Source organism: Corynebacterium sp. MSK073 (genome assembly GCF_030232085.1).
In the GTDB taxonomy this organism is placed as follows: Bacteria; Actinomycetota; Actinomycetes; order Mycobacteriales; family Mycobacteriaceae; genus Corynebacterium.
This window is the reverse complement of sequence record NZ_JASPIY010000019.1, coordinates 1-20367: the sequence shown is the minus strand read 5'-3', so window position 1 is coordinate 20367 and position 20367 is coordinate 1. Positions and strand designations below refer to the sequence as shown.

Annotated in this window: 19 protein-coding genes and 3 pseudogenes; 13 read left to right on the top strand and 9 right to left on the bottom strand. The window is 60.2% G+C overall.

Annotated features, from left to right (window positions below; all coding sequences use genetic code 11):
• Positions 1-7: 7 nt before the first annotated feature.
• Positions 8-382, bottom strand: coding sequence for a DUF5318 family protein (locus QP970_RS10840; RefSeq protein WP_239269611.1), 375 nt, complete (start codon positions 380-382; stop codon positions 8-10).
• A 116-nt stretch (positions 383-498) separates the two neighbouring features.
• Between QP970_RS10840 and QP970_RS10835 the strand changes: the two genes are divergently transcribed.
• From QP970_RS10835 to QP970_RS10810, 6 genes and pseudogenes are all read left to right on the top strand, one after another.
• Positions 499-1587: an inositol-3-phosphate synthase gene (locus QP970_RS10835; RefSeq protein WP_239269610.1), complete on the top strand. Its 1089-nt coding sequence runs from the start codon at positions 499-501 to the stop codon at positions 1585-1587.
• 54 nt (positions 1588-1641) lie between these two features.
• A complete protein-coding gene (locus QP970_RS10830) occupies positions 1642-2136 on the top strand; it encodes a MarR family winged helix-turn-helix transcriptional regulator (RefSeq protein ID WP_239269609.1) in 495 nt (164 codons plus the stop codon).
• A 94-nt stretch (positions 2137-2230) separates the two neighbouring features.
• Positions 2231-3202: a universal stress protein gene (locus QP970_RS10825; RefSeq protein WP_239269608.1), complete on the top strand. Its 972-nt coding sequence runs from the start codon at positions 2231-2233 to the stop codon at positions 3200-3202.
• Positions 3203-3212: 10 nt separating this feature from the next.
• On the top strand, positions 3213-3695 hold the full coding sequence (locus QP970_RS10820) for a hypothetical protein (RefSeq protein WP_284869930.1): 483 nt from the start codon (positions 3213-3215) through the stop codon (positions 3693-3695).
• A 17-nt stretch (positions 3696-3712) separates the two neighbouring features.
• Positions 3713-5576, top strand: a pseudogene (locus QP970_RS10815) (chorismate-binding protein).
• Positions 5577-5660: 84 nt separating this feature from the next.
• A complete protein-coding gene (locus tag QP970_RS10810) occupies positions 5661-6116 on the top strand; it encodes a hypothetical protein (protein ID WP_239269606.1) in 456 nt (151 codons plus the stop codon).
• Between the two features lie 395 nt (positions 6117-6511).
• Here QP970_RS10810 and QP970_RS10805 read toward each other — a convergent pair whose 3' ends face one another.
• The 4 genes from QP970_RS10805 to QP970_RS10790 all read right to left on the bottom strand — a co-directional run bounded on the left by QP970_RS10805 (position 6512) and on the right by QP970_RS10790 (position 10268).
• Complete coding sequence (locus QP970_RS10805; RefSeq protein WP_284869929.1) at positions 6512-6874, bottom strand: hypothetical protein; 363 nt, start codon at positions 6872-6874, stop codon at positions 6512-6514.
• 21 nt (positions 6875-6895) lie between these two features.
• Positions 6896-7417 carry a phospholipase A2 family protein gene (locus QP970_RS10800; protein ID WP_239269604.1) on the bottom strand — a complete coding sequence of 174 codons (522 nt, stop codon included), beginning with the start codon at positions 7415-7417 and terminating at the stop codon, positions 6896-6898.
• Between the two features lie 370 nt (positions 7418-7787).
• Positions 7788-8729, bottom strand: coding sequence for an oxygen-dependent tRNA uridine(34) hydroxylase TrhO (trhO, locus tag QP970_RS10795; protein WP_239269603.1), 942 nt, complete (start codon positions 8727-8729; stop codon positions 7788-7790).
• 42 nt (positions 8730-8771) lie between these two features.
• Positions 8772-10268 carry a DUF1846 domain-containing protein gene (locus QP970_RS10790; protein WP_239269602.1) on the bottom strand — a complete coding sequence of 499 codons (1497 nt, stop codon included), beginning with the start codon at positions 10266-10268 and terminating at the stop codon, positions 8772-8774.
• A gap of 118 nt (positions 10269-10386) precedes the next feature.
• Between QP970_RS10790 and QP970_RS10785 the strand changes: the two genes are divergently transcribed.
• Complete coding sequence (locus QP970_RS10785) at positions 10387-11202, top strand: Fpg/Nei family DNA glycosylase (RefSeq protein WP_239269601.1); 816 nt, start codon at positions 10387-10389, stop codon at positions 11200-11202.
• A gap of 17 nt (positions 11203-11219) precedes the next feature.
• On the top strand, positions 11220-12812 hold the full coding sequence (locus QP970_RS10780; RefSeq protein ID WP_239269600.1) for a bifunctional ADP-dependent NAD(P)H-hydrate dehydratase/NAD(P)H-hydrate epimerase: 1593 nt from the start codon (positions 11220-11222) through the stop codon (positions 12810-12812).
• Here QP970_RS10780 and QP970_RS10775 read toward each other — a convergent pair.
• On the bottom strand, positions 12799-13434 hold the full coding sequence (locus QP970_RS10775) for an ABC transporter ATP-binding protein (RefSeq protein WP_239269599.1): 636 nt from the start codon (positions 13432-13434) through the stop codon (positions 12799-12801). The two genes, QP970_RS10780 and QP970_RS10775, sit on opposite strands and share 14 nt — an antisense overlap.
• Position 13435: 1 nt before the next feature.
• A pseudogene (locus QP970_RS10770) lies at positions 13436-14418 on the bottom strand (ABC transporter permease).
• Positions 14419-14571: 153 nt separating this feature from the next.
• Between QP970_RS10770 and QP970_RS10765 the strand changes: the two are divergent.
• From QP970_RS10765 to QP970_RS10750, 4 genes are read left to right on the top strand one after another with little or no spacing between them, the layout of a single operon-like run.
• Complete coding sequence (locus QP970_RS10765) at positions 14572-15669, top strand: sensor histidine kinase (RefSeq protein ID WP_284772235.1); 1098 nt, start codon at positions 14572-14574, stop codon at positions 15667-15669.
• Entirely contained in the window at positions 15662-16279 is a 618-nt protein-coding gene (locus QP970_RS10760; protein ID WP_284869928.1) for a response regulator, read from the top strand. Before QP970_RS10765 ends, QP970_RS10760 begins: the two co-directional genes overlap by 8 nt.
• Entirely contained in the window at positions 16279-17262 is a 984-nt protein-coding gene (locus QP970_RS10755) for an NAD(P)-binding domain-containing protein (RefSeq protein WP_284772237.1), read from the top strand. Before QP970_RS10760 ends, QP970_RS10755 begins: the two co-directional genes overlap by 1 nt.
• 35 nt (positions 17263-17297) lie before the next feature.
• Positions 17298-18272 carry an MDR family oxidoreductase gene (locus QP970_RS10750; RefSeq protein WP_284772238.1) on the top strand — a complete coding sequence of 325 codons (975 nt, stop codon included), beginning with the start codon at positions 17298-17300 and terminating at the stop codon, positions 18270-18272.
• Positions 18273-18355: 83 nt separating this feature from the next.
• Here QP970_RS10750 and QP970_RS10745 read toward each other — a convergent pair whose 3' ends face one another.
• Positions 18356-18802, bottom strand: coding sequence for a MarR family winged helix-turn-helix transcriptional regulator (locus QP970_RS10745; protein WP_284772239.1), 447 nt, complete (start codon positions 18800-18802; stop codon positions 18356-18358).
• 314 nt (positions 18803-19116) lie between these two features.
• Between QP970_RS10745 and QP970_RS10740 the strand changes: the two genes are divergently transcribed.
• Positions 19117-19755 carry a hypothetical protein gene (locus QP970_RS10740; protein ID WP_284772240.1) on the top strand — a complete coding sequence of 213 codons (639 nt, stop codon included), beginning with the start codon at positions 19117-19119 and terminating at the stop codon, positions 19753-19755.
• 28 nt (positions 19756-19783) lie between these two features.
• Here the strand turns inward: QP970_RS10740 and QP970_RS10735 are convergent.
• Positions 19784-20293, bottom strand: a pseudogene (locus tag QP970_RS10735) (NADPH-dependent FMN reductase); the annotation flags it as partial.
• Between the last annotated feature and the right edge of the window lie 74 nt (positions 20294-20367).

Here is a 20367-nt window from a genome sequence, read left to right as displayed (position 1 = left end):
TCGAAAACTAACACGCGTTAAAAGCCGTTGCAGAACGCAACAAATGATTCCACCGGCAGTGTCGACAGACCTCCACCTCATGCACGGTAAATTCCAGGCCTTCACCAACAAATTCCGCTATTTCTTGCTCGCTACGGGCGCTCCCGGCGCGCCGGCCTAGGCTCTCGCCGTATACCCACCGGGTCAGGCGCAGGTCCTCCCCACAGACCGGGCAGGGCTTATCCATGGTGCGGCCGTGGTGCTCGGCGGCGGCCCGGAGGAGGAAGTCCGCGTCACACACCTCATCGCGCCCCAAGTGCCCGGCGCGGTATTCGCGGACGTGTTGGGTGCGCTCCCATTCGTGAGAAAGCTCGTGCTTAAAGGCAACGGAATTCACCCGCATTATCTTAATTTCCTCTTCTTGATCGATCCATATGCCGTCGTGCTACCACCAGGCATAATTTCTGGCCTAACGTTGCGCAGGCACCACACAGCAACGAATTTATAAAGGAGCATAGTGTGTCTGACAAAGTAAAGGTCGCCATCGTCGGCGTCGGCAACTGCGCCACATCCCTTATTCAGGGCGTGGAGTTTTATCGCAACGCCGCAGCAGAGGAAAATATTCCTGGCCTGATGCACACCCAGTTCGGGCCTTACCACGTCGGCGATATTGAGTTCGTCGCGGCCTTCGACGTCGATGGAGACAAGGTGGGCAAGGATCTTGCGGAGGCTACCCGCAGCTCCCGCAACTGCACCATCACCATCGCAGACGTCCCAGACCTCGGGGTCACCGTTCAGCGCGGCCCCACCATGGATGGCCTGGGCCGTTACTACCAGGAATCCATCACGGAATCGGATGAAGCTCCTGCCGATGTCGCAGCTGCCCTCCGCGAGGCCGGTGCCGAGGTTGTTGTTTCTTACCTGCCGGTTGGTTCCGAAGAGGCGGATAAGTTCTACGCCCAGGCCGCTATCGACGCTGGTTGCGCATTCGTAAACGCCCTGCCGGTCTTCATTGCTTCCGACCCAGAGTGGGCCAAGAAGTTTGAAGACGCCGGCCTGCCCATCGTGGGCGATGACATCAAGTCCCAGGTTGGTGCCACCATTACCCACCGCGTTATGGCGAAGCTTTTTGAAGACCGCGGCGTGCGCTTGGACCGCACGATGCAGCTCAACGTGGGCGGCAACATGGACTTCAAGAACATGCTGGAGCGCGAGCGCCTGGAGTCTAAGAAGATTTCCAAGACCCAGTCCGTGACCTCCAACGTGCACAATTCCCCTATTGCTGGCAAGCGCGCAGACCGCAACGTCCACATCGGTCCCTCGGACTACGTGGAGTGGCTGGATGACCGCAAGTGGGCCTATGTCCGCTTGGAGGGTTCCGCATTCGGCGAGGTCCCGCTGAACCTGGAGTACAAGCTCGAGGTCTGGGACTCCCCTAACTCCGCCGGCATCATTATCGATGCCGTCCGTGCCGCCAAGATCGCCTTGGACCGCAAGGTTGCCGGACCGGTACTTTCCGCTTCCTCCTACCTGATGAAGTCCCCTCCAGTGCAGAAGGGCGACGATGTCGCGCGCAATGAGCTGGAAGATTTTATTAAGGGAAGCTAATTTTTTCGTCGCGATACTACCGCCAGGCGGTAGGGCACGATAGAATTTAGTTCTATGACGCAACACCATGATGAGACGGACCCAACGAAGTCCCCGTCCAACTACGAGGACGCGGTAGAGGTAGCGCGGGACATCCAACCGGCGCTCAATAAGTTAATTCTTATTTTCCAGCGCACTGCAGAGGGTTCATCGCTGACTACCTCGCAGGTCTCCATCATGAACCAGTTGCGCTTGCGCGGGCCTTCCCGCGTATCCACCATCGCCCAGGCAGAGCTTATCCGCATGCCCACCGCGTCCAACGCGCTCTATCAACTAGAACGCCGCGGGTTCGTGGAACGCCACCGCGATGAAGAAGATCGCCGCGGCGTGCTGGTCGCGCTCACCCAACTGGGCGAGTCCGAATTGGCCATAGTTTCCGGGCAACGCGCCGCGGCCCTTGCGGAGATTATGCGGTGGCTCGAGCCCGAGGACTTGGCCACCGCCCGCGAGATGGGCGCGGTCATTTCCAAGCTTGCGGATGTCTACCGCCCCACCATGGATAGCGAGTAGCGAGCTTACGGCCACATGCAATTTTAGTTTTGCGGCCGCAACAGACGATAATGAGCTTTAGTACTCATTAAGCTTTCGCATACTTATTCATTCTATGGGCAAAAAATCTAACCAACCGCTGCTGCCGACCCTGCATAAAGGCTCGGCCAAAGAGCCGTTGCGCATCCTCATTTCGTGGAGTCCTTCCTCTTCCGGTACGGAACCCCTCGACTTCGCCGCATGGCTATCGCGCACCGCGGTGATAGAGGTGCGCGTTATTTCCACGGTTTTCCAACCGTGGACCACGACGTCCTTGTCCAAGCTAGGCGGGAAATACAAAAAATGGTTTAAAGAGCAAAAGCAAGCATGCACGACAGCCACCGCTGCGGCCCTGACGGAGGCAGGTATCCCGGAAAAGTACTGGGACGATACGCCCTCCGTGCTTGTCGATGGCCCTTCCCGCCCCCAGCTCCTTACTGAGATGGCCCAGGATTTTCAGGCTGATCTCATACTTTTAGGCCCCAACCAGGCCGCGCCCAAGGGCCGCTTTTTCCCCAGTTCAACTGCGGATACCCTCCTGCACTACTCGCCACAATCTTTAGGGCTTATCCCGCGCAAGGCCAAATTATCGAAACACGGCGTGACCCGCTTTAATTTTGTCATTACGGAGCGCGGTGACCGTGCGGATAGGGAATTATTGGGTGCAGCCGCGCTGGCGGATCGCTGGGATCTACCCCTGCGCATCTTGGCTTTCTCAGCGAATGACCTGCTGAATTCCCCGTCGAAGGATAAAAGCGATATTGCGCTAAAGCTCACCGCCGAGTGGCACGAGGATTCGTTAGCAATGCTCGACCGGGCTCGCGACCGCATCCAAGATGCTTACCCGGAGCTCGAGGTCTCCTCTGAGATCGGTTCCGGGGCCGGGTGGTCCGGTGCCGTTGATTCGCTCAAGTGGAAAAAGGGCGATCTAATGTTGATGGCCTCTACCCCACAAGGCCCCATCGCGCGGGTCTTTTTGGGTTCTAACGCAACCGAGTTGCTCCCTCATATTCGCGTACCGGTACTCATTCACCCCGCGACCGACTAGGCTTTGATGTATGAGCTCGCGCCCAGAGCACCCCGAAAACGACCTGACGACCGACGCCGATTATGCCAACCTGCGCCGGCCCGAGCCGCAAAGCTTCGATGATTTGGCAGACGAGCCCGATCCCGTCGAGGTAGCCGCCGCCAACCGGCGCTCCACGCGGCAAGCCATCTGGTACATGGTGTCCGTGCTGGTCATCTCCGCGCTATATGGCTTCGGCGTCGCGCTCTTTTCGCGCCTTACCGGCGGACCCCTGTGCGAGGACGGCACCGCAAGCTGGCTGTGTACCGAAGGCCAAAGAAACTTCTTTGCCATTTCCACCATGATCATCCCACTGCTGGGCATGATTGGCTGCGCGATCATTATGGTGCGCAAGCTGCGCCGCTACCTGCGCTGGCGTAGCTGGATGGCGATCTTTTGGGTGGTAGCTTTCAATTTCATGATCTGGGCTATTAGCGATATCCAGCTTTTCCTCATGGATTCGGGCACCACCTAGAGAAATTCCACCTCCCGATGATCCCTCTGCTTGATAATTACGATTCTTATACCTTTAACCTCGCCCACCTCATCGCGGAGGTAGCAGGCTGCGAGCCACTCGTCGTCGCTGCCGGTGAGGCGGAGGGGCTCCCCGAGCGCGTCCGTGCGGGCGAGTTTTCTCATGTGGTGATTTCTCCTGGTCCGGGCAGGTCTGAACGGGAGGAGGATTTCGGTGCTGCCTGAGCCGTCATTGCCGCCGCAACCTCGGCCGAGATTCCGGTGCTGGGCGTATGCCTTTGCCACGAAGGGCTGGGCCTGTTGGCCGGCGCCCAAGTTTCTCGTGCGCCGCAGCCGCGCCACGGTTTTGTCTCTACCATTAGCCACTCGGGCGAGGGAATCTTTGCTGGAATCCCGCAAAACTTCGAGGTAGTGCGCTACCACTCCCTGCAGATTGACGAGGTCTTCGGTGTCACCGTTCATGCCCGCAGCGAGGATGGCGTCATTCAAGCGCTCAAGGTCGATGGGTTGCCGCACTGGGGCGTGCAATTCCATCCCGAGTCGGTGCTCACCCACTATGGGAGGCAGATCATGCGCAATTTCCTGGGTGGGTTTCGCCTGCTCCACCGCGAGATTCCCGGCGCGGTAGACTGCGCACGTGTCTTTGCCACCCTGCGCGCCGAAGGCGACGATGCCTTTTCCTCGACTCCGCGGATCCCCACAGGCGCTATTCCATCCTCGGTGATACCGCCGGTACGTTGAGCCGCTCCTTCCGCTACCGGCTTGGCGAATCCCCCGATATCCCCGCCCTCCTTGACCGTGAGCTCGCTACCCGCGTCACCAACGCCCCAGAACTTCCCTTCACCGGCGGGGTTATCGGCTACCTAGCCTATGAGTGCGCCCAGCTCACCCTGCCCATTGCGTTAAGCCACCGCTCCCCTTACCCAGATGCTTATTTTGTGCGTCCGCGATCCTTTATCGTCTATGACCACCAGGCAGAAACCGCGCATCTGTGCTGCCTGGCTGGCAACAGCGCTGAAGATCTGCTGGACCGATTGGAAACCGCCTTGGGCGCGGATGGGCTACAGGACACTGGGGAAGGCAGCGGGGCGTCGCTCAGCGCGGGCTCCTGGCGCAGCCCCGGCTACCTGGAGCGGATTAAGCGCGCCCAAGGATTCCTGCACGTCGGCGAGAGCTACGAGGTCTGCCTAACCGATACCTACTCGGCCACGGCCGAGGGGAGGGGGAGCTCTACCCCCAACTGCGCTCGCGCAATCCCGCTCCCTATGCCGCGCACCTCGTCTTCGATGGCGTAGAAGTGTGCAGTGCCTCGCCTGAGCGCTTCCTCACCGTGCACGGGCGTGAGATGGAGGCCAAGCCGATTAAAGGCACTATCTCCGCCGACCAAGATCCTGCGTTGTTGACCACGGACCTGAGGACGCGCGCCGAAAACCTCATGATCGTGGACCTGCTGCGCAATGACCTTTCCCGAGTATGCGAGCTCGACAGCGTGCGCGTGCCAAAGTTGATGCAGGTAGAAAGCTATGCCACGGTTCATCAATTGGTGTCCTCCATAACTGGACAACTGCGAACCGGTACCACCGCAGTAGATGCTCTCCGCGCGACCTTTCCTCCTGGCTCGATGACGGGCGCGCCAAAGCTGCGCACCTGCGAAATCATCGATCAGCTCGAGACCAGCCCGCGCAGGGTCTACTCTGGCGTGGTGGGCTACTTGGGTTTTGATGAACAAGCCGATCTCAGCGTGGTCATTCGCACGACCGTACGCGCGGGCGGTGAGGTCACTATCGGGGCCGGCGGGGCCATCGTTTTGGATTCGGATCCAATAGCCGAGCTAGAAGAGCGCAACCTCAAAGCGCAGTCCGTATTAGGGGCATGGCAATGAGCACCTATCTCTGGCACGACGGCAGTTTTATTCCGCACCAACCCCACCCCGGCCCCTTCGACGTTGCGGATTCCTGGCGGATGCTTGGCGACGCCCACTCAAACGGCCTTCACCTTCACCTCCGGCGCTTGGAGTCGGTGGCCGGACCGCTTCCCGCGGGATTCGTTCCTGCGATGCTGCAGCTCTTCGCCCCCGGGCGATCTTTTTCCCCGTATCTCGCTAGCCGCCGGACAACTGCGCCTGGATATTCGCCCCGCTCCCCCAGCGCGCCCAGTCACCCGGCTATCCTATGCACATGCTCCCGACCCTTGCTCGCAGCCGTTAGTCAAGGGCCCTGATTTCCCAGCACGGGCACGCTACCGTGCCGAGTATCAGGTAGACGGCACCGATGACACCATCATTGTGGATTCCACCGGTGCCATGATGGAGACTACCACCGGCGCGCTCGTCGCTTGGGAGGAGAGACTCTTGTCCTCCCCACCGGGACGGCGCTGCCCAGCATCACGCTGCACCAGGTCACCCGGCGCGCCGCGGCCCTAGGCATACGGACCGAAACACGCCCGCTCCCCCCCGGAGCTCACCACCGAATGCCCCCTGTGGTTCCTCAACTCGCTGCACGGCATTAGCCCGGTGACCGAACTACACACGCCCGGTGGCGTCACCTATCCGCCAGGCAACCCACACGCCACCGCGTGGCAACAGTGGTGGTGGGACTCCTTCCACAAGGAAAAGGCGCGCGACTAGCTCTCCTGCTTGGCTAGCTGGGCTGCCAACTGCGTTTGCACTGCATGTTGACCGTAACCAGTCATGGGTACTGACTCTCTAAGTCGACTGTCCTCTACAAACACCTAACCACCCAGTCAGTAAGCACGAGAGCGGCCCCGCCTACTATGCTAGATAGGTAGACGAGGCCGCCGGAGAAAAGACTCAAAATCCTAAGCTGTTTGCTTTGAATTAACTTTCAAATTTCGAGCTATCAAAGTACAAAGGGTCGACATCACTAGTCCCGCACCAAGTACCCAAACAAGGGCCGGCGAGAAGATCGCAGTTTGCCCATCATTTTTTGAACCGATTAACAGACCGACTGCAATGGCAATGATGCCGATGATCATTCCTGTCAACTGAACTTTCGCGGACTGTTTCGAGAGAATTAACGTGGTAATTGCGGAAACCGCAGATAGAATAATGACCACAGTGCCGATCCAACCGATTCTGACTGAGGCCATAAGAACGAGAGCCACCCCTAAGACAGCCGCCACCAATTCAGGCCAAAGCGGACGGAGTTTTCCACTTGCCATAGTTACTCTCCTTTGCTTCTCTTATCCCGAAATCGTAGGGTTCCACTGGCTAGGATGAGCTGCAGTGACAAAAGCAAAATAGGTTGCTGCAGTAGAAAGACAGCCTCCCCTACGCGGATCGGCAGCGTTTGGATAAACGCTCTGGCAAATATGAACCATGTCCTTATTTAGTTGAACATTGCAGCCCACACGCTCACCGGGATCCTGATGGGCTCCGTAGCACATGTCGTGCTTTGCGCATGCGCCAGAGAAATCAGCATTGTCGCCAGGAGCGGGGAACTGATCGGGAGACTTCGTACAATAGTCATTCAGACTTCCCTTTGAAGGGTCATACACATAACCCGGTGGGGGTTCAACCCCTGCTCGGTTGAACATTACAATGTGCTTATCAGCAAGAGCCTTTTGAGTCTCGGTAGATGTAGTTACAGGTTCCTCTTGAAATTCGGCATCGAGATCAAGATTCTGAGATGCTGCCCACTCATCCAATTGCTTAGCAACCTCGGGAGGCAATTCTTTTCCAACAGCATCATTAACCGCGTTCACCGTCTCATCAGTTTGTTCAGCCGCAACGGCGGACGGAACTGCAACAGAAATCGCACCTAGGGCAACGAGTGCAGCCGCGGCAACGCGCCCCCCTTCATCTTAATATTGGGCATAAACTAAACTCCTCAAGTCGAATGTGAAAACCTTAGGCCCGCCTGCCACCGATGCGTACGATCTCTGCAGCGCAACGGCCAAAGCTGGACCTATAAAAATCAACATACTTGAAAGTACTTTGCAGCAAGTAAAATGGTGGTAAAATTTTATTACCACTTTGGTTAACACTCAGTCCACGCAAAGACGAAGCAAAGCATCTGCTGGGCGCTGCATCTAGCGATCTCGCGCCTGTTTTACAGTACCTAGCAATTTCTAATCAAGCCTTGGAATCTTGGTCGACGAATTTTGCTGCCACCTCGGCGCAATCTGGTCGGCCGCAATGCTGCGTTTCTACATGCTGGATGCAGTCATCACAGATGAGCACCTGCTGGCGGCACGTGTCCTCGTTGATGCAGTTGTGGAAGGTATTAGTGCCCTTGCCGCAGTGCACACAGTGGCCCAATTGGATAAAGCCCGGATCCTCTAGTCCTTGGCCAAACTCTTGGTGCATGCGCTTATCAAAGACGTACATGGAGCCTTCCCACAGGCCATCATTGCCGTACTTTTCGCCGTAGCGCACGATGCCACCATCAATCTGATAAATCTCGTTGAACCCGCGATTCTTCATCAGGGAGGAAAGGACCTCACACCGGATGCCGCCGGTGCAATAGGAGACGACCGGTTTGTCCTTCATCCAGTCGTATTTGCCGGATTCCAGCTCTTCAATGAAATCATGGGTGGTGCGCACATCCGGCACGACGGCATTTTTGAATTTGCCAATCTCTGCTTCCATTGCATTGCGCCCATCGAAGAAGACGACCTCATCGCCGCGCTCTTCTACCAGCTTGTTGACCTCTTCCGGCTTGAGGTGTGTACCGCCGCCGACGACACCGGTTTCATCTACCTTCAGCTCGCCTGGGGCACCAAAGGCCACGATTTCATCGCGCACCTTAACCGATAGGCGCGGGAAATCATCGGCTCCGCCATCGGACCACTTGAACTGCATGCGCTTAAAGCCTGGGTACTCACGGGTTTGACGCACGTAGCGCTTGCAGGCATCCATGTCGCCACCAACGGTGCCATTGATGCCGTGTTCCGAAATGAGGATGCGCCCCTTTAAGCCCAAGGACTCACACAGGGTGCGCTGCCATAGCATGACGGCGGTGGGATCCTCAATGGGGGTAAAGCAGTAATATAGGAGAACTTTGCCGATAGTCACGCCCATAATCTTAGGCCCGCTACCGGAAAGATCCCCAATTCCTTAGCGCTTCTGGTACAGCGCCTTCTTGCGGGCGAAGACCGGATCTGAGGTCACAAGCACGCCAAGGTTGCGGAAGATGCCCTCATCCACCGAGCCCAGGATGGTGGTGGTGTGGACATCGCAGCCGGAAAGTTCCTTGATCTGCTCCAGCGCCTTGCGGGCATCCTCGTCCTTTGCGGCGGATACGGACAGCGCGATGAGCACTTCATCGGTGTGCAGGCGGGGATTGGAAGAACCCAAGTGCTTCGTCTTGAGCGTTTGGATTGGCTCTATCGATTCCGGCGAGAGCAGGTGGGTATCGTCATCGATGCCGGCTAAGTACTTGAGGGCATTGAGCAGCATCGCCGCGGAGCAGCCCAGCAGCGGGGAGGTCCGGCCGGTGATGATGGTGCCATCGTGAAGCTGCATTGCGGAGGCGGGTCCATCGGTTTCCTCCGCGCGCTTGCGGGCCGGGCCCACTACTGGGCGGTCATCGGCTTTGATGCCGGCCTTTGCCATGACGACGGCGGCGCGCTCAGACTGCTCATCGCCCAGCCCGGCGCGGGCTTCTTCCACCTTGGCCTTGAAGTAGCGGCGGATGATTTCCTGTTGGGCGGCGGCGCGGCAGACCGCGTCATCGGTAATGCAGTAGCCGGCCATATTCACGCCCATGTCCGTGGGCGATTCATACGGCGTGGTGCCGGTGAGCTTTTCCAGCAGGGTCCGCAGCAGCGGGAAGGCCTCAACGTCGCGGTTGTAGTTGACCGTGGATTCGCCGTGGGCGCTCAAGTGGAAGTGGTCAATAATATTGGAATCGTTGAGATCCACCGTGGCTGCCTCATAGGCCAGGTTAACCGGGTGCTCGAGGGGAAGATTCCAGATGGGGAAGGTCTCAAACTTGGCGTAACCAGCGTTATTGCCGCGCTGGTGCTCGTGGTAGACCTGCGATAGTGCGGTGGCGAGCTTGCCGGAACCAGGACCTGGGGCGGTCACGACGACCAAGTCCCGGGAGGTTTCCGCGAACTCGTTCTTGCCAAGGCCATCCTCAGACACAATGAGATCCGTATTCGTGGGATAGCCAGGGATAACGCGGTGGCGAGCTACCTTGAGGCCGAGGCGCTCGAGCTTTTCGATGAACGCTTCTGCCTGCGCATTTCCGTCTTCCACCTGGGTCATGACGATGTTTTCAACCAAGAAGCCGCGGCTGCGGAATACGTCCACCAAGCGCAGGAGGTCGTCTTCATACAGGATGTCTAAATCAGCGCGGACTTTGTGGCGGGCAATGTCTTTGGCGTTGATGCACGGGAGGATTTCAATGTCCTCTTTGATGCGCTCCAGCATGGCGATCTTGTTATCCGGGGTAAAGCCCGGCAGCACTCGGGAGGCGTGCATATCATCGAAAAGCTTGCCGCCCATTTCCAGATAGAGCTTTCCGCCGATTTCTTCGCGGCGGGCCTGTATGTGCTTTGACTGCAGCTCTATGTATTTTTCTCGGTCAAAACCGATTTTATGCGTCATGATTTATCGACCCTTCAATAGAAATAAAATCAATCCGCGCTTCGAGTTTACTCTTTTTCATCCCCCGGCGCCACGCACCCTAGTTGGGGGCGACCAACTATTTCACTACACTGAAGTCATGCCTGAAGGTCACGTGATCCACCGCCTAGCCCTCACACTCAACACTGACTATCGCGGGATGCCGCTCAGCGTGACCAGCCCGCAAGGCCGCTTCGCCGCCGAGGCGGCCATCCTGGACGGTACAGAAATCGACCACGCAGAGGCCTTCGGCAAGCACCTCTTCGTGCACTTCACCGCCACCAACCCGGCGCATATCCTCTATATTCACCTGGGGCTCATCGGCAAGCTCAGCTTCGAACCGCGCGAGGAAACCCGCGGGCAAATCCGCATACGCATAGACAATGGGGCGCAAGCCGCGCAACTGCGCGGGCCCCAATTCTGCCTGCTACTTACAGAGGAGGACTACCGGGCGCGACTAACCAAGGTGGGCCAGGATCCGCTCCGCGCCGATGCCGACCCAAAAGCCCTGTGGGCCAAGGTGAGCAAATCCCGCCGCAGCATAGGTTCCCTCATGATGGACCAGCACCTGTATGCCGGTGTGGGCAATATCTACCGCGCGGAGGCCCTCTTTCGCGCCTGCCTCTCCCCCTTCACCCCTGGCAAGGATGTTTCCCGTGAAACATTCTTCGCCATCTGGAAAGACCTGGTAGAGCTCATGAACTACGGCGTGGAGCACGGCCGCATCGATACCGTGCGCGCCGAGCACTCCCCCGAGGCCATGGGGCGCGACCCGCGCAAGGATGATCACGGCGGCGAAGTCTACGTCTACCGGCGCGCCGGCCTGCCCTGCTATGTCTGCGGCACGCCGATTGCGGAACAAGTAATGGAGGGCCGAAACCTCTCCTGGTGCCCTACCTGCCAATCCGCTGCTTAAGGCCTATAGTGGCGGGCATGCGACCTGCCTATAGTGTATCCGCCGTTCGTTCCGCCGAATCCGCGCTCCTCGCGCAGCAGAGCCACGATGATGAGCTCATGCGCTTGGCCGCCAGGGGCGTTGCCGCCACGGCGAAATCCATGCTGACGGGCCCTGCGCCTCACCGCATCACCCTCCTCGCCGGACCTGGCGGCAATGGCGGCGATGGCCTTTATGCAGGCGCTTTCCTCGCCGAGGAGGGCTATGGCGTTGACGCGCTCCTCGTCGCCGATGCTGCGCACGACCCGGCGCTGCAGGCCTTTACTGCTGCCGGCGGGACCATTACGGAGCAACCGCGCGCGGAGGCTACGGGGCTGCTTATTGATGCCGTCGTCGGCCTCAACTCCACCCGCGGGCTTAGCGGTGTGGGCCTTGCCGCGTACCGCGCGGCCAAGCAGCACGATATCCCGGTGCTTTCGGTGGATATCCCCTCTGGCATCAACGCCGATACGGGCGTGGCCGCGGATAATGCCGTCGAGGCCACGATTACCGCGAGCTTCGGTTGGGCGCGCGCCGGCCATATCTTCGCCCCGGAATGCGGCACGGTCGTGCTCTGCGATCTGCAGCTGCCCAAGGCGCCGCGTTCCTTTGCGGAGGAACTAACGGCCACGGCTGAGCCGGCGGGCTATATCGCCAACGAGCCCACCATCGATCTCCCCTTCCAGTGGCCTGCGGACCCCGTGCTTGCCGATGCCCACCTCGGCCACGTCACCGCCCCCAAGCCCGTGGGTTGCACGGGGCCCATCGTGGACCCCACTCCCCGCGCTTCGAGCACGAAATACACCGGCGGGGTCACCGCCATCTGTGCTGGTAGCAACGCGTATCCCGGCGCGGGCATCCTAGCGGCTACCGGGGCGGTGCGCGCGACGCCCTCCATGGTGCGGGTGATAGATAACGATGCCGTGGTCCCCCACCTACCCGAGGTGGTTCCCCACGCGAGCGCCGAGGATAAGGTGCATGCCCAGGCGTGGGTGGTGGGCCCTGGCCGCGGCACCGATGAAGCAGCAGCCCGCGAGCTCCACGCCGTCTTGGATCGCGGGCTGCCTACCATCCTGGATGCCGATGCCCTGACGCTGCTCGCCCAAAGCGCCGAGCTGCGCGATAGCGTCCGCGCCCACCCGCGGGTCATCCTTACCCCGCACGCCGGCGAGTTCCGCCGCCTCTACGAGGCCACCTGCGGCCGCGAGCTCGATCTCAGCGAGGGCGTGGGCCCGCGCCAGCGCGAGCTCGCCGAGGACTTGGACTGTTTTGTCCTGCACAAGGGCCGAATCACCACGGTGACCGCGCCTGGCCAGTCCATCTATGGGATGAATGCCGGCCACTCTTATGCGGCCACCGCCGGCTCCGGCGATGTTTTATCCGGCATCCTCGGCGCCACCATCGCGCAGGTAGACCACGAGAAGGCCGATGCGGAGTACATCATTATGGAGATCCTCCACGCCGCCGCCCTACACCAGCACGCGGCCGCCATCGCGGCGCATACCCCCGATGGTTTTGGCATTTGTTCCGCTTCCCAGATCGCCGCGGCGATGCCCCAGTCCATCGCGCGCTTGCTCGTTATGCACCGATAGCGTCCTGCGTGCTCACGCGGCCGTCTTTGACCTCAACCACGTGGTCGGCGAAGGTGAGTAGGGAGCGATCGTGCGTCACGAGCACCGTGGCGGTATGCATCTCCTGGGTAATATCGCGCAGCAGGCGGATGATTTCCTGGGAAAGGTGGGAGTCGAGGGCGGAGGTGGGTTCATCGGCAAGCAGCAGGTTCGGCTCATCCATCAAGGCGCGCGCGATATTGACGCGCTGGGCCTGGCCGCCGGAAAGCTGGCCGATGCGGCGATTGCCCATGCCCTTAAGACCAACGAATTCTAGCAGCTCATCGGCCCGATCCTTACGCAGCTTGCGCCCGGCCATGTGGTCCATGATGAGCAGCTGATCGCGCACCTTGAGCGCGGACAACAGGTTCGACTGCTGGAAGATGATGGAGTTCGTACCGTTGACCTCTACGGTGCCGGAGTCCGGAGTGATGAGCCCGGCGCCGACGGAGAGCAGCGTGGACTTACCGGAACCGGACTCGCCCACGATTGCGGTGAGAGTATCGGAGTCGGCGCTAAAGGTGGCATTATCAAGCGCCGTAGTAGTCGTCGTGCCGTCCTGAAAGGTGACGGTGGCGTCGCGAATATCAAGAACGGTGGACATTTTAGGCATTTCCTCCCAATGCATCGAGGGGGTTGGCTTTGGCTACGCGGCGGGTGGAGACCAGGGCACCGGCCATGCCCAGGATCCAGATGCCGACCGCGGGAACAATGATGGTGCGCACGGATACGTCGAAGGGAACGGTGCCGGAGGCCAGCAGGCCAAGCAGCCAGCCGACGAACGCGCCGAGGATGGTGCCGGCGGCCAAAATCAGCGCGGCCTGGGCCAGGGCATCGCGCAGCAGATAGCGCACCGAGGCGCCCAGGGCGCGCAGGATGGAGAGATCGCGGGTGCGCTGGAGGGTCCACACCGTCAGGAAGGCCACGGTGACCAGCGCGGAGATGCCGTAAAGGAAGCCCTGCATAGTCAGCAACGAACCGCGTTCGGACTGATAAGCGGGCAGGCCGGAGAAGGAATCGGACATCTCGACCGAGCCGGGGACCTCTTCGGAATGGAGGGCAAGCGTGCCGACCACACCCTCTGGGGCGTGGCTTACCTTCTGCCAAGTCTGGGTAGATACCCATACCACCGGCGAGTGGGAAACTGCGTTTCGGCAACGGTGCCCTCTACGGAAAGGTCTACCCCGCCGATATTCACGGTGCCGGAGGCATCAATCGTGTCAGACAGGACGGCGCCATCTTCCGGGATGGTGGCTTTGGTATTAGGGATGGTCGTACCGGCCGGCAAGCCCATCACGCCTACCGCGCCCTCGCCCTCCAATTTGGTTTGCGCGGTGCCCAAGGCAATCGCCTCGCCGGAAAGGTCTTCCTCTTTGATCTCGGACTCGTTATAAGCGGGCTCTTCAGTAGAAAAGCTGACATAGGGGTATTCCTGCGCCACGGCCTCAAGCGCCGAGGTATTTTGCTTGGATAGGCCCTCCGTCAGGCCGGAAAGCATCACCAAGAGCAGGGTAATAAGCGCCACGGTGCGGCCGATGAGCCCGAAGCGGCCGCGCGCTGCGGTGATTTCACGAATAGCTAAGAACATACTTCTATAGTCCCTTTGCGCAGTTCAGAAGTAATCGGCGGCCTAGTTGAACCTCCAGTCAACCAACTGGTTGATCCCTCATCCACCCTCCGGCAGTTACTGTAGAAAATTGTGTTTTCTGGACAAAAATTATGGCTCTGGGGCTTACACGCCATGTTCGTGTTCCTGCTGCTTTTCGGTGTGGCCCGCGCCTATATCGATGACCGCCTAGATGCCCGCGCCATCCTTTTGGCCATCGGCCTAGCCGCGGTGTACGCGGCCGCGCGCTGGCTTCCCACCTGGCTCTGGCTCACCGGGTTGTGCCTGCTCTGGTTGGGGCTGATGGTCCACGCGCAGGACTTCATGTGGCTCGAGTTCCCGCTCATCTTCGTCTTCCTGCGCGCCTTGCCCAAGTGGCCAGGCCTTATCTCCATCACAGTGCTGTGGGCGGCGGCCGCGTTCATTCCGGCGTGGCTGCATCCGGATGGCTGGTCCATCGCCGCGGCCATCGGGCCGCTTATCGGCACGACCTTTGCCGCGGGCGTGTTCTATATCCAGCGCCGGTTGCAGGCGGAGGCGGTGCACCACAGGGACATCGCCAAGCAGCTGCACGAAACCCAGGCCGAGCTGGCTGCCAGCGAGCACCAAGCCGGGCGCCTGGAAGAGCGCGAACGCCTGTCCCGGGATATCCATGACACCGTGGCCCAAGGGCTGAGCTCCATCCTGCTGCTATCCCGCGCCGCCCGGAATACCGATGACCTAGCGACCAAGAATGAACAGCTCGCCGTCATCGAGGACACCGCGGGCGAGAACCTGGCCGAGGCCCGCCGTTTCGTCCGCGAGCTCGCCGGGCCCGATGAGCGCCTGGAGACCCAGTTGGATTCCATCCTGTCCCAGATGCGCCGACGCACGGAGGCACTGGGCGACGATACCACCTTTGACCTCGTCGTTTCCGGCAGCGGGAGCGTGCCCGGCGATATCAAGCAGGTGGTCGTGCGCGCCGCGCAGGAGGGCCTTAATAACGTGATCAAGCACGCGCACGCCTCCCGCGCGGTGGTCACCCTGGGCCTTTTTGAGGATGCGGTCACCCTGGACGTCGTGGATAATGGGCACGGTGTAGTCGAGCCCCCGAGCCACGGCGGCGATAGCGGCTTTGGCCTGCAAGGATTGTCCCAGCGCGTGGAGAGCGTCGGTGGCTCCCTGAGCCTCGAATCCGGCGACGGCACCGCCCTTGCCATTAGAATCCCCCTCAAGGAGCAGCCCCATGGTTAACGTCATGCTTATCGATGACCACCCCGTCGTCCGCGCCGGGCTGCGCGCGATACTCAATACCTTTGCCGATGTCCACGTGGTCATGGAAGGCGATAACAGCGCGGACGTGAACAAGCTCTTTGCCGATGACGCCCCCGAGGTCGACGTCGTGGTCTGCGATATCCAGATGCCGGGCGTCGATGGCATCACCGCCACCAAAAAGCTGACCGAGGCCGGCGGCCCGCCCGTGCTCATCCTCACCACCTATGACACCCAGGCCGATATCCTGGCCGCGGTGGAGGCCGGCGCGATGGGATACCTGCTCAAGGACTCGCCCGAGGAAGAGCTGCACGAAGCCGTGCTCAATACCGCCGCGCGCCAGCGCACCCTCGCCCCAGAGGTGGTCAACCTCTTGGCCCAGCGCGTGGGCCAGCCGGAGCAGTCCCTCTCCACCCGCGAGCTGGAAATCCTCCGTGCCCTTGCGACCGGCTCCTCCAATAAGGAGCTGGCCAATCAGCTCTTTATCTCTGAGGCCACGGTGAAGACGCACCTCATTCACATCTATCAAAAACTGGGCGTGGACACCCGCACGGCCGCGGTGACCGTAGCCCGCGAAAGAAAGCTCATTTAATGCTCGATTCCATCGTTATCGGCGGCGGGCAAGCCGGCCTGGCCACCAGCTATTACCTACGCAAGAAGGGACTCGACTTCCAGATCCTCGATGCCGAGCCCTCCCCCGGCGCGGCCTGGCGCCACGCGTGGCCATCGCTCACGCTCTTTAGCAATAGCGCCTCTTCCAACCTGCCCGGCTTGCCGATGCCCCACCACGACGGATTTCCGCCCGCCAGCCACGTCATCGATTACTTTACCCGCTACGAGCAGCGCTATGACCTGCCCGTACGCCGGCCGGTGCGGGTCCAAGAGGTCACCCACGATGGCGAGCGCTTTCATGTCATTACCGATGATGAGCTTTTTACCGCGCGCACCGTGGTCGCGGCTACCGGCACGTGGTCCTCGCCGTTTATCCCCTACTACCCCGGTTCCTTTGCCGGGCGGCAATGGCACTCGGCGGTCTACCCCGGGCCCGATCCCTTCCGTGGCGAGTCCGTCGCCGTCGTTGGGGCAGGCAACTCCGGGGCCCAGATTGCCGCAGAGCTTGTGCTCTCTGGCGTAGATACCACGTGGTTTACGGCGAAGCCGCCGCGGTGGATGCCCGATGACGTTGACGGCCGCGTGCTTTTCCAGCGCAACCGCGCCCGCCTCAATGCCATGATGCGCGGCGAGCCCGATCCCGGCGCGGATACCAACTTGGGCGATATCGTCGTTGTTCCTCCCGTCAAGCGCGCCCGCGATGAGGGACTGCTTAAGTCCTCCCCCATGTTCTCCAGCCTCGATGAGGTGAAGGCAGATCACCTCATCTGGTGCACCGGGTTCCGCCCGGCGCTGGGGCCTTTCCGCACGCTTCTCGATGGCCGCACCCCCACCGTCGAGGGCCTCTTCCTCGTCGGCTACGGAACGTGGACGGGCCCCGGTTCCGCAACGATTACCGGGGTGAGCCCTTTTGCCAAGCAGACCGCTGCGGACATCGCCAAGCTCTGCTCCCCCGCTCGTTAGCCGCCCAAAAATGCTTGCATCACAATTCACGTACCATGGTGAGCATGAGCACGCTACTTGTTACCCGTAACGAAGACAAATCTGTCACTACCTCCTTTGAGGATGGAGAATTCCTCGGCGAGGGCGACCTGACCGTTGACGTCTCTTATTCCTCGCTGAACTACAAGGACGCGATGGCGATCACCGGTGATCCCGGCGTCGTCCGCACCAACCCACTGGTGCCCGGCATTGATGTGGTCGGCACCGTATCCGATTCCAATGTGCAGCGACTGCCGGTGGGCACCTTGGTTGCCTCCTTTGGCGACGGCCTTGGCGAATTCCGCCACGGCGGCTATACCCCGAAGCAGCGCGTCAATTCCCGCGCCACCGTTGCCCTGCCTGCGGATTTCACCGCGGAGCAGGCAGCTGCCGTCGGTACCGCCGGCTACACCGCGGCGCTGTGCGTTAACTCGCTGCGCGGGCTTCCCGAGGGCCCCGTTCTCGTCACCGGTGCCACCGGCGGCGTCGGCTCCATTGCCGTCAACCTTCTGCGCAATGCTGGCTACGAGGTCCACGCCATGACCGGCCGCCCCGACGATTACGCCAACTACCTCTACGAGCTCGGCGCACATGAGGTCATTGACCGCGCCGAATTCACCGAGCCGGGCAAGCCCCTACAAAAGGCCATCTACGCTGGCGCCGTGGACACCTCCGGCTCCCAGGAGCTGGCCAATGTCCTGGCCCGTACCAAGTGGGGCGGCACCGTCGCCGCCACCGGTATGGCCAGCGGCCCCGACCTGCCCGCCACCGTCATGCCCTTCATCCTGCGCAACGTACACCTAGCCGGCGTGAACTCCGTCGATGCCCCGCTGCACTACCGCCAGAATGCTTGGCAGCTCCTCGCCCGCACCCTGGACCTGTCCATCCTGGAGTCCTTGACCAATACCCTTCCCCTGGAAGATGCGGTAAAGGAAGCGCAATCGCTCATCAACGGCAACCACCACGGCCGCACGGTGCTGAAGATTTCCTAAGGTCCTAGTCTTTAGGATTCAAAACTAGGAAGGCACCCCATCAGTGACGGGGTGCCTTCCTTGTGCGATTGACTCCTTGGGGTCTAGGTATCGCCCGTTAAACCGCGCATGATTTTTCTTGAGATGGAACCCAACTGCCGCAATTCCTCTCCCGTCAAGACGGAGACCACCTTGTCATCCACCTTCGCGGTGTGGCTCTCCAGTGCTGTGGCGAATGCTTCCCCGCCGACTTTCGTCACTGTGACGTCAATAGCGCGGGGTCCTAACTCCTCCGCGTGCCGCCTCGTCACCAACTTGCGCCCCTCCATCCGGACCAGTTGTCGGTGCAGGCGCGATTTCTCCCACCCAAGTTCCGCGGCCAACTCGTGCGGCCGGGTGCTCTGCCCACGGCGGCGCTGCAGGACGGCCAACACCGCATAATCGGCCTCGCTCACATTCGCAGTTTCCTGCAGCGCGTTGGCCAACTCCTTATGCAGCGCCCGCTGCATTGCTACAAAATCCGCCCACGCCGCACTTTCCTCTGCGCGCACGGCATCTCTCCCTTTAGCTTCTGACTTAATTGGCATTATACCCTGCGCAGTTGATTACTCAACCCTGTATCGATTGCCGCAGTTGACCCATCAATCCTCAACATTATTAAACGTCTTGGATTCACCGTACCAATAATTTTCGTGCGCCATACTTTTGCTCGTTTAATCGCATGTACTTCGCTTTTTATAACCTATTTATTGGTATTAATATTCGGTTGATTGTCTCTATATTTAGTCACTAGTAAGTAAACACCGGACTATTTTCAGACCGCCCGCGACTCCTGTAGGGCAGACGCCTGTCTATGATGGCGGACATGGATAAACTTTTTAGCGTCTGCGGATTCGATTTCCTAGGCACCGAGGAGCTCATCGCGGAGCTTCCCGCAGAGCGGACCCTGTGGGATGCGCCTGCTTTTGATCAAGTGCTCTACTATGCGGATCCCTCCGGCATAGCCGTCACGGCGATGGAGTACGAGGGGGAGTGGACCGTGTTGCCGTCATTCCGGGGCGGGGAAGAGGTTAAGGCAACGCTTTATCGCGCCATGCCATTTATTGGCATCTTAGAAATGGAAGATCTGCGGTGGGCAGTGCTTAGCGATGCCCCCTTCACGCTACCCACCGGCAACCCCGTGGGCGGCGAAAAACTGCGCGGCCGCGTGCGGCCCGCGGTCGTTGCGCTGGACTATGAATTAACGGACCCGGCGGAGTTTTCGCTGCGCTCCCCAGCCACGGAACGGTTTTATCAGAACTACAAGCCCAGCCTGCTCAACCCGCAGGTGGAGCTAGCGGGGACCGTGAACAACGTCGAGAACAGGACCAATGAATTTGGGGGAGGGGAGTTCTGGGTATGCGAAATCGACGGGCTCCCGCTCATCGTTGATGCCCCAGTTGAGGCGGGCCAGGAAATCCGGGCGCACGGCATCGCGCTCTGCGCCACGGAATACTGGGATTAACCGCCTCGCTGCTAGGAGGATGTAGATCCTAGTGTTGCGGAGCTGCAGGTACCAACGCTAAAAGACGCTCGAGGTAGTCCCGCACGAAATCGATGGTGCTGGGAGGCGCGATCTTTCCATCCTCGCCGATGAGCTGGGGAGAATTGCCCAAGAATACCTCAGGCTGACCGGGCATCGGCATGTCAAAGTAGGACAAGGCTAGGCGCACATTCTTGTGGGAAGAATAGCCACCCATGCGGCCGACGGAGTGGCTGATGATGCCAGCTGGCTTATTCTTCCAGGCGACATCGGAATTGGGCTTGGACCCAATATCGATGGCATTCTTTAAACACGCCGGGATCGTCCGGTTATTCTCGCTAGTGACGAACAAAATGGCATCCGCTTCCTTAATGGCGTTGCGGAAATCGGTGTACTCTTCCGGCGTGGGTTTATCCTCCACGCCAGGATCGTCGTAGTCGAAATCATAAAGCGGGAGTGTGCGCAGGTCATAGCGCTGGCACTCTACGTGCTCGGGAACGAGTTCAATGGCATGGTTTGACGCGGGCTTGTTTTAGGGACCGGTAAGGCGGTACCAGGTACCGGGGTGGCGGTAGCCGCCCGGTAGCCGGTTTT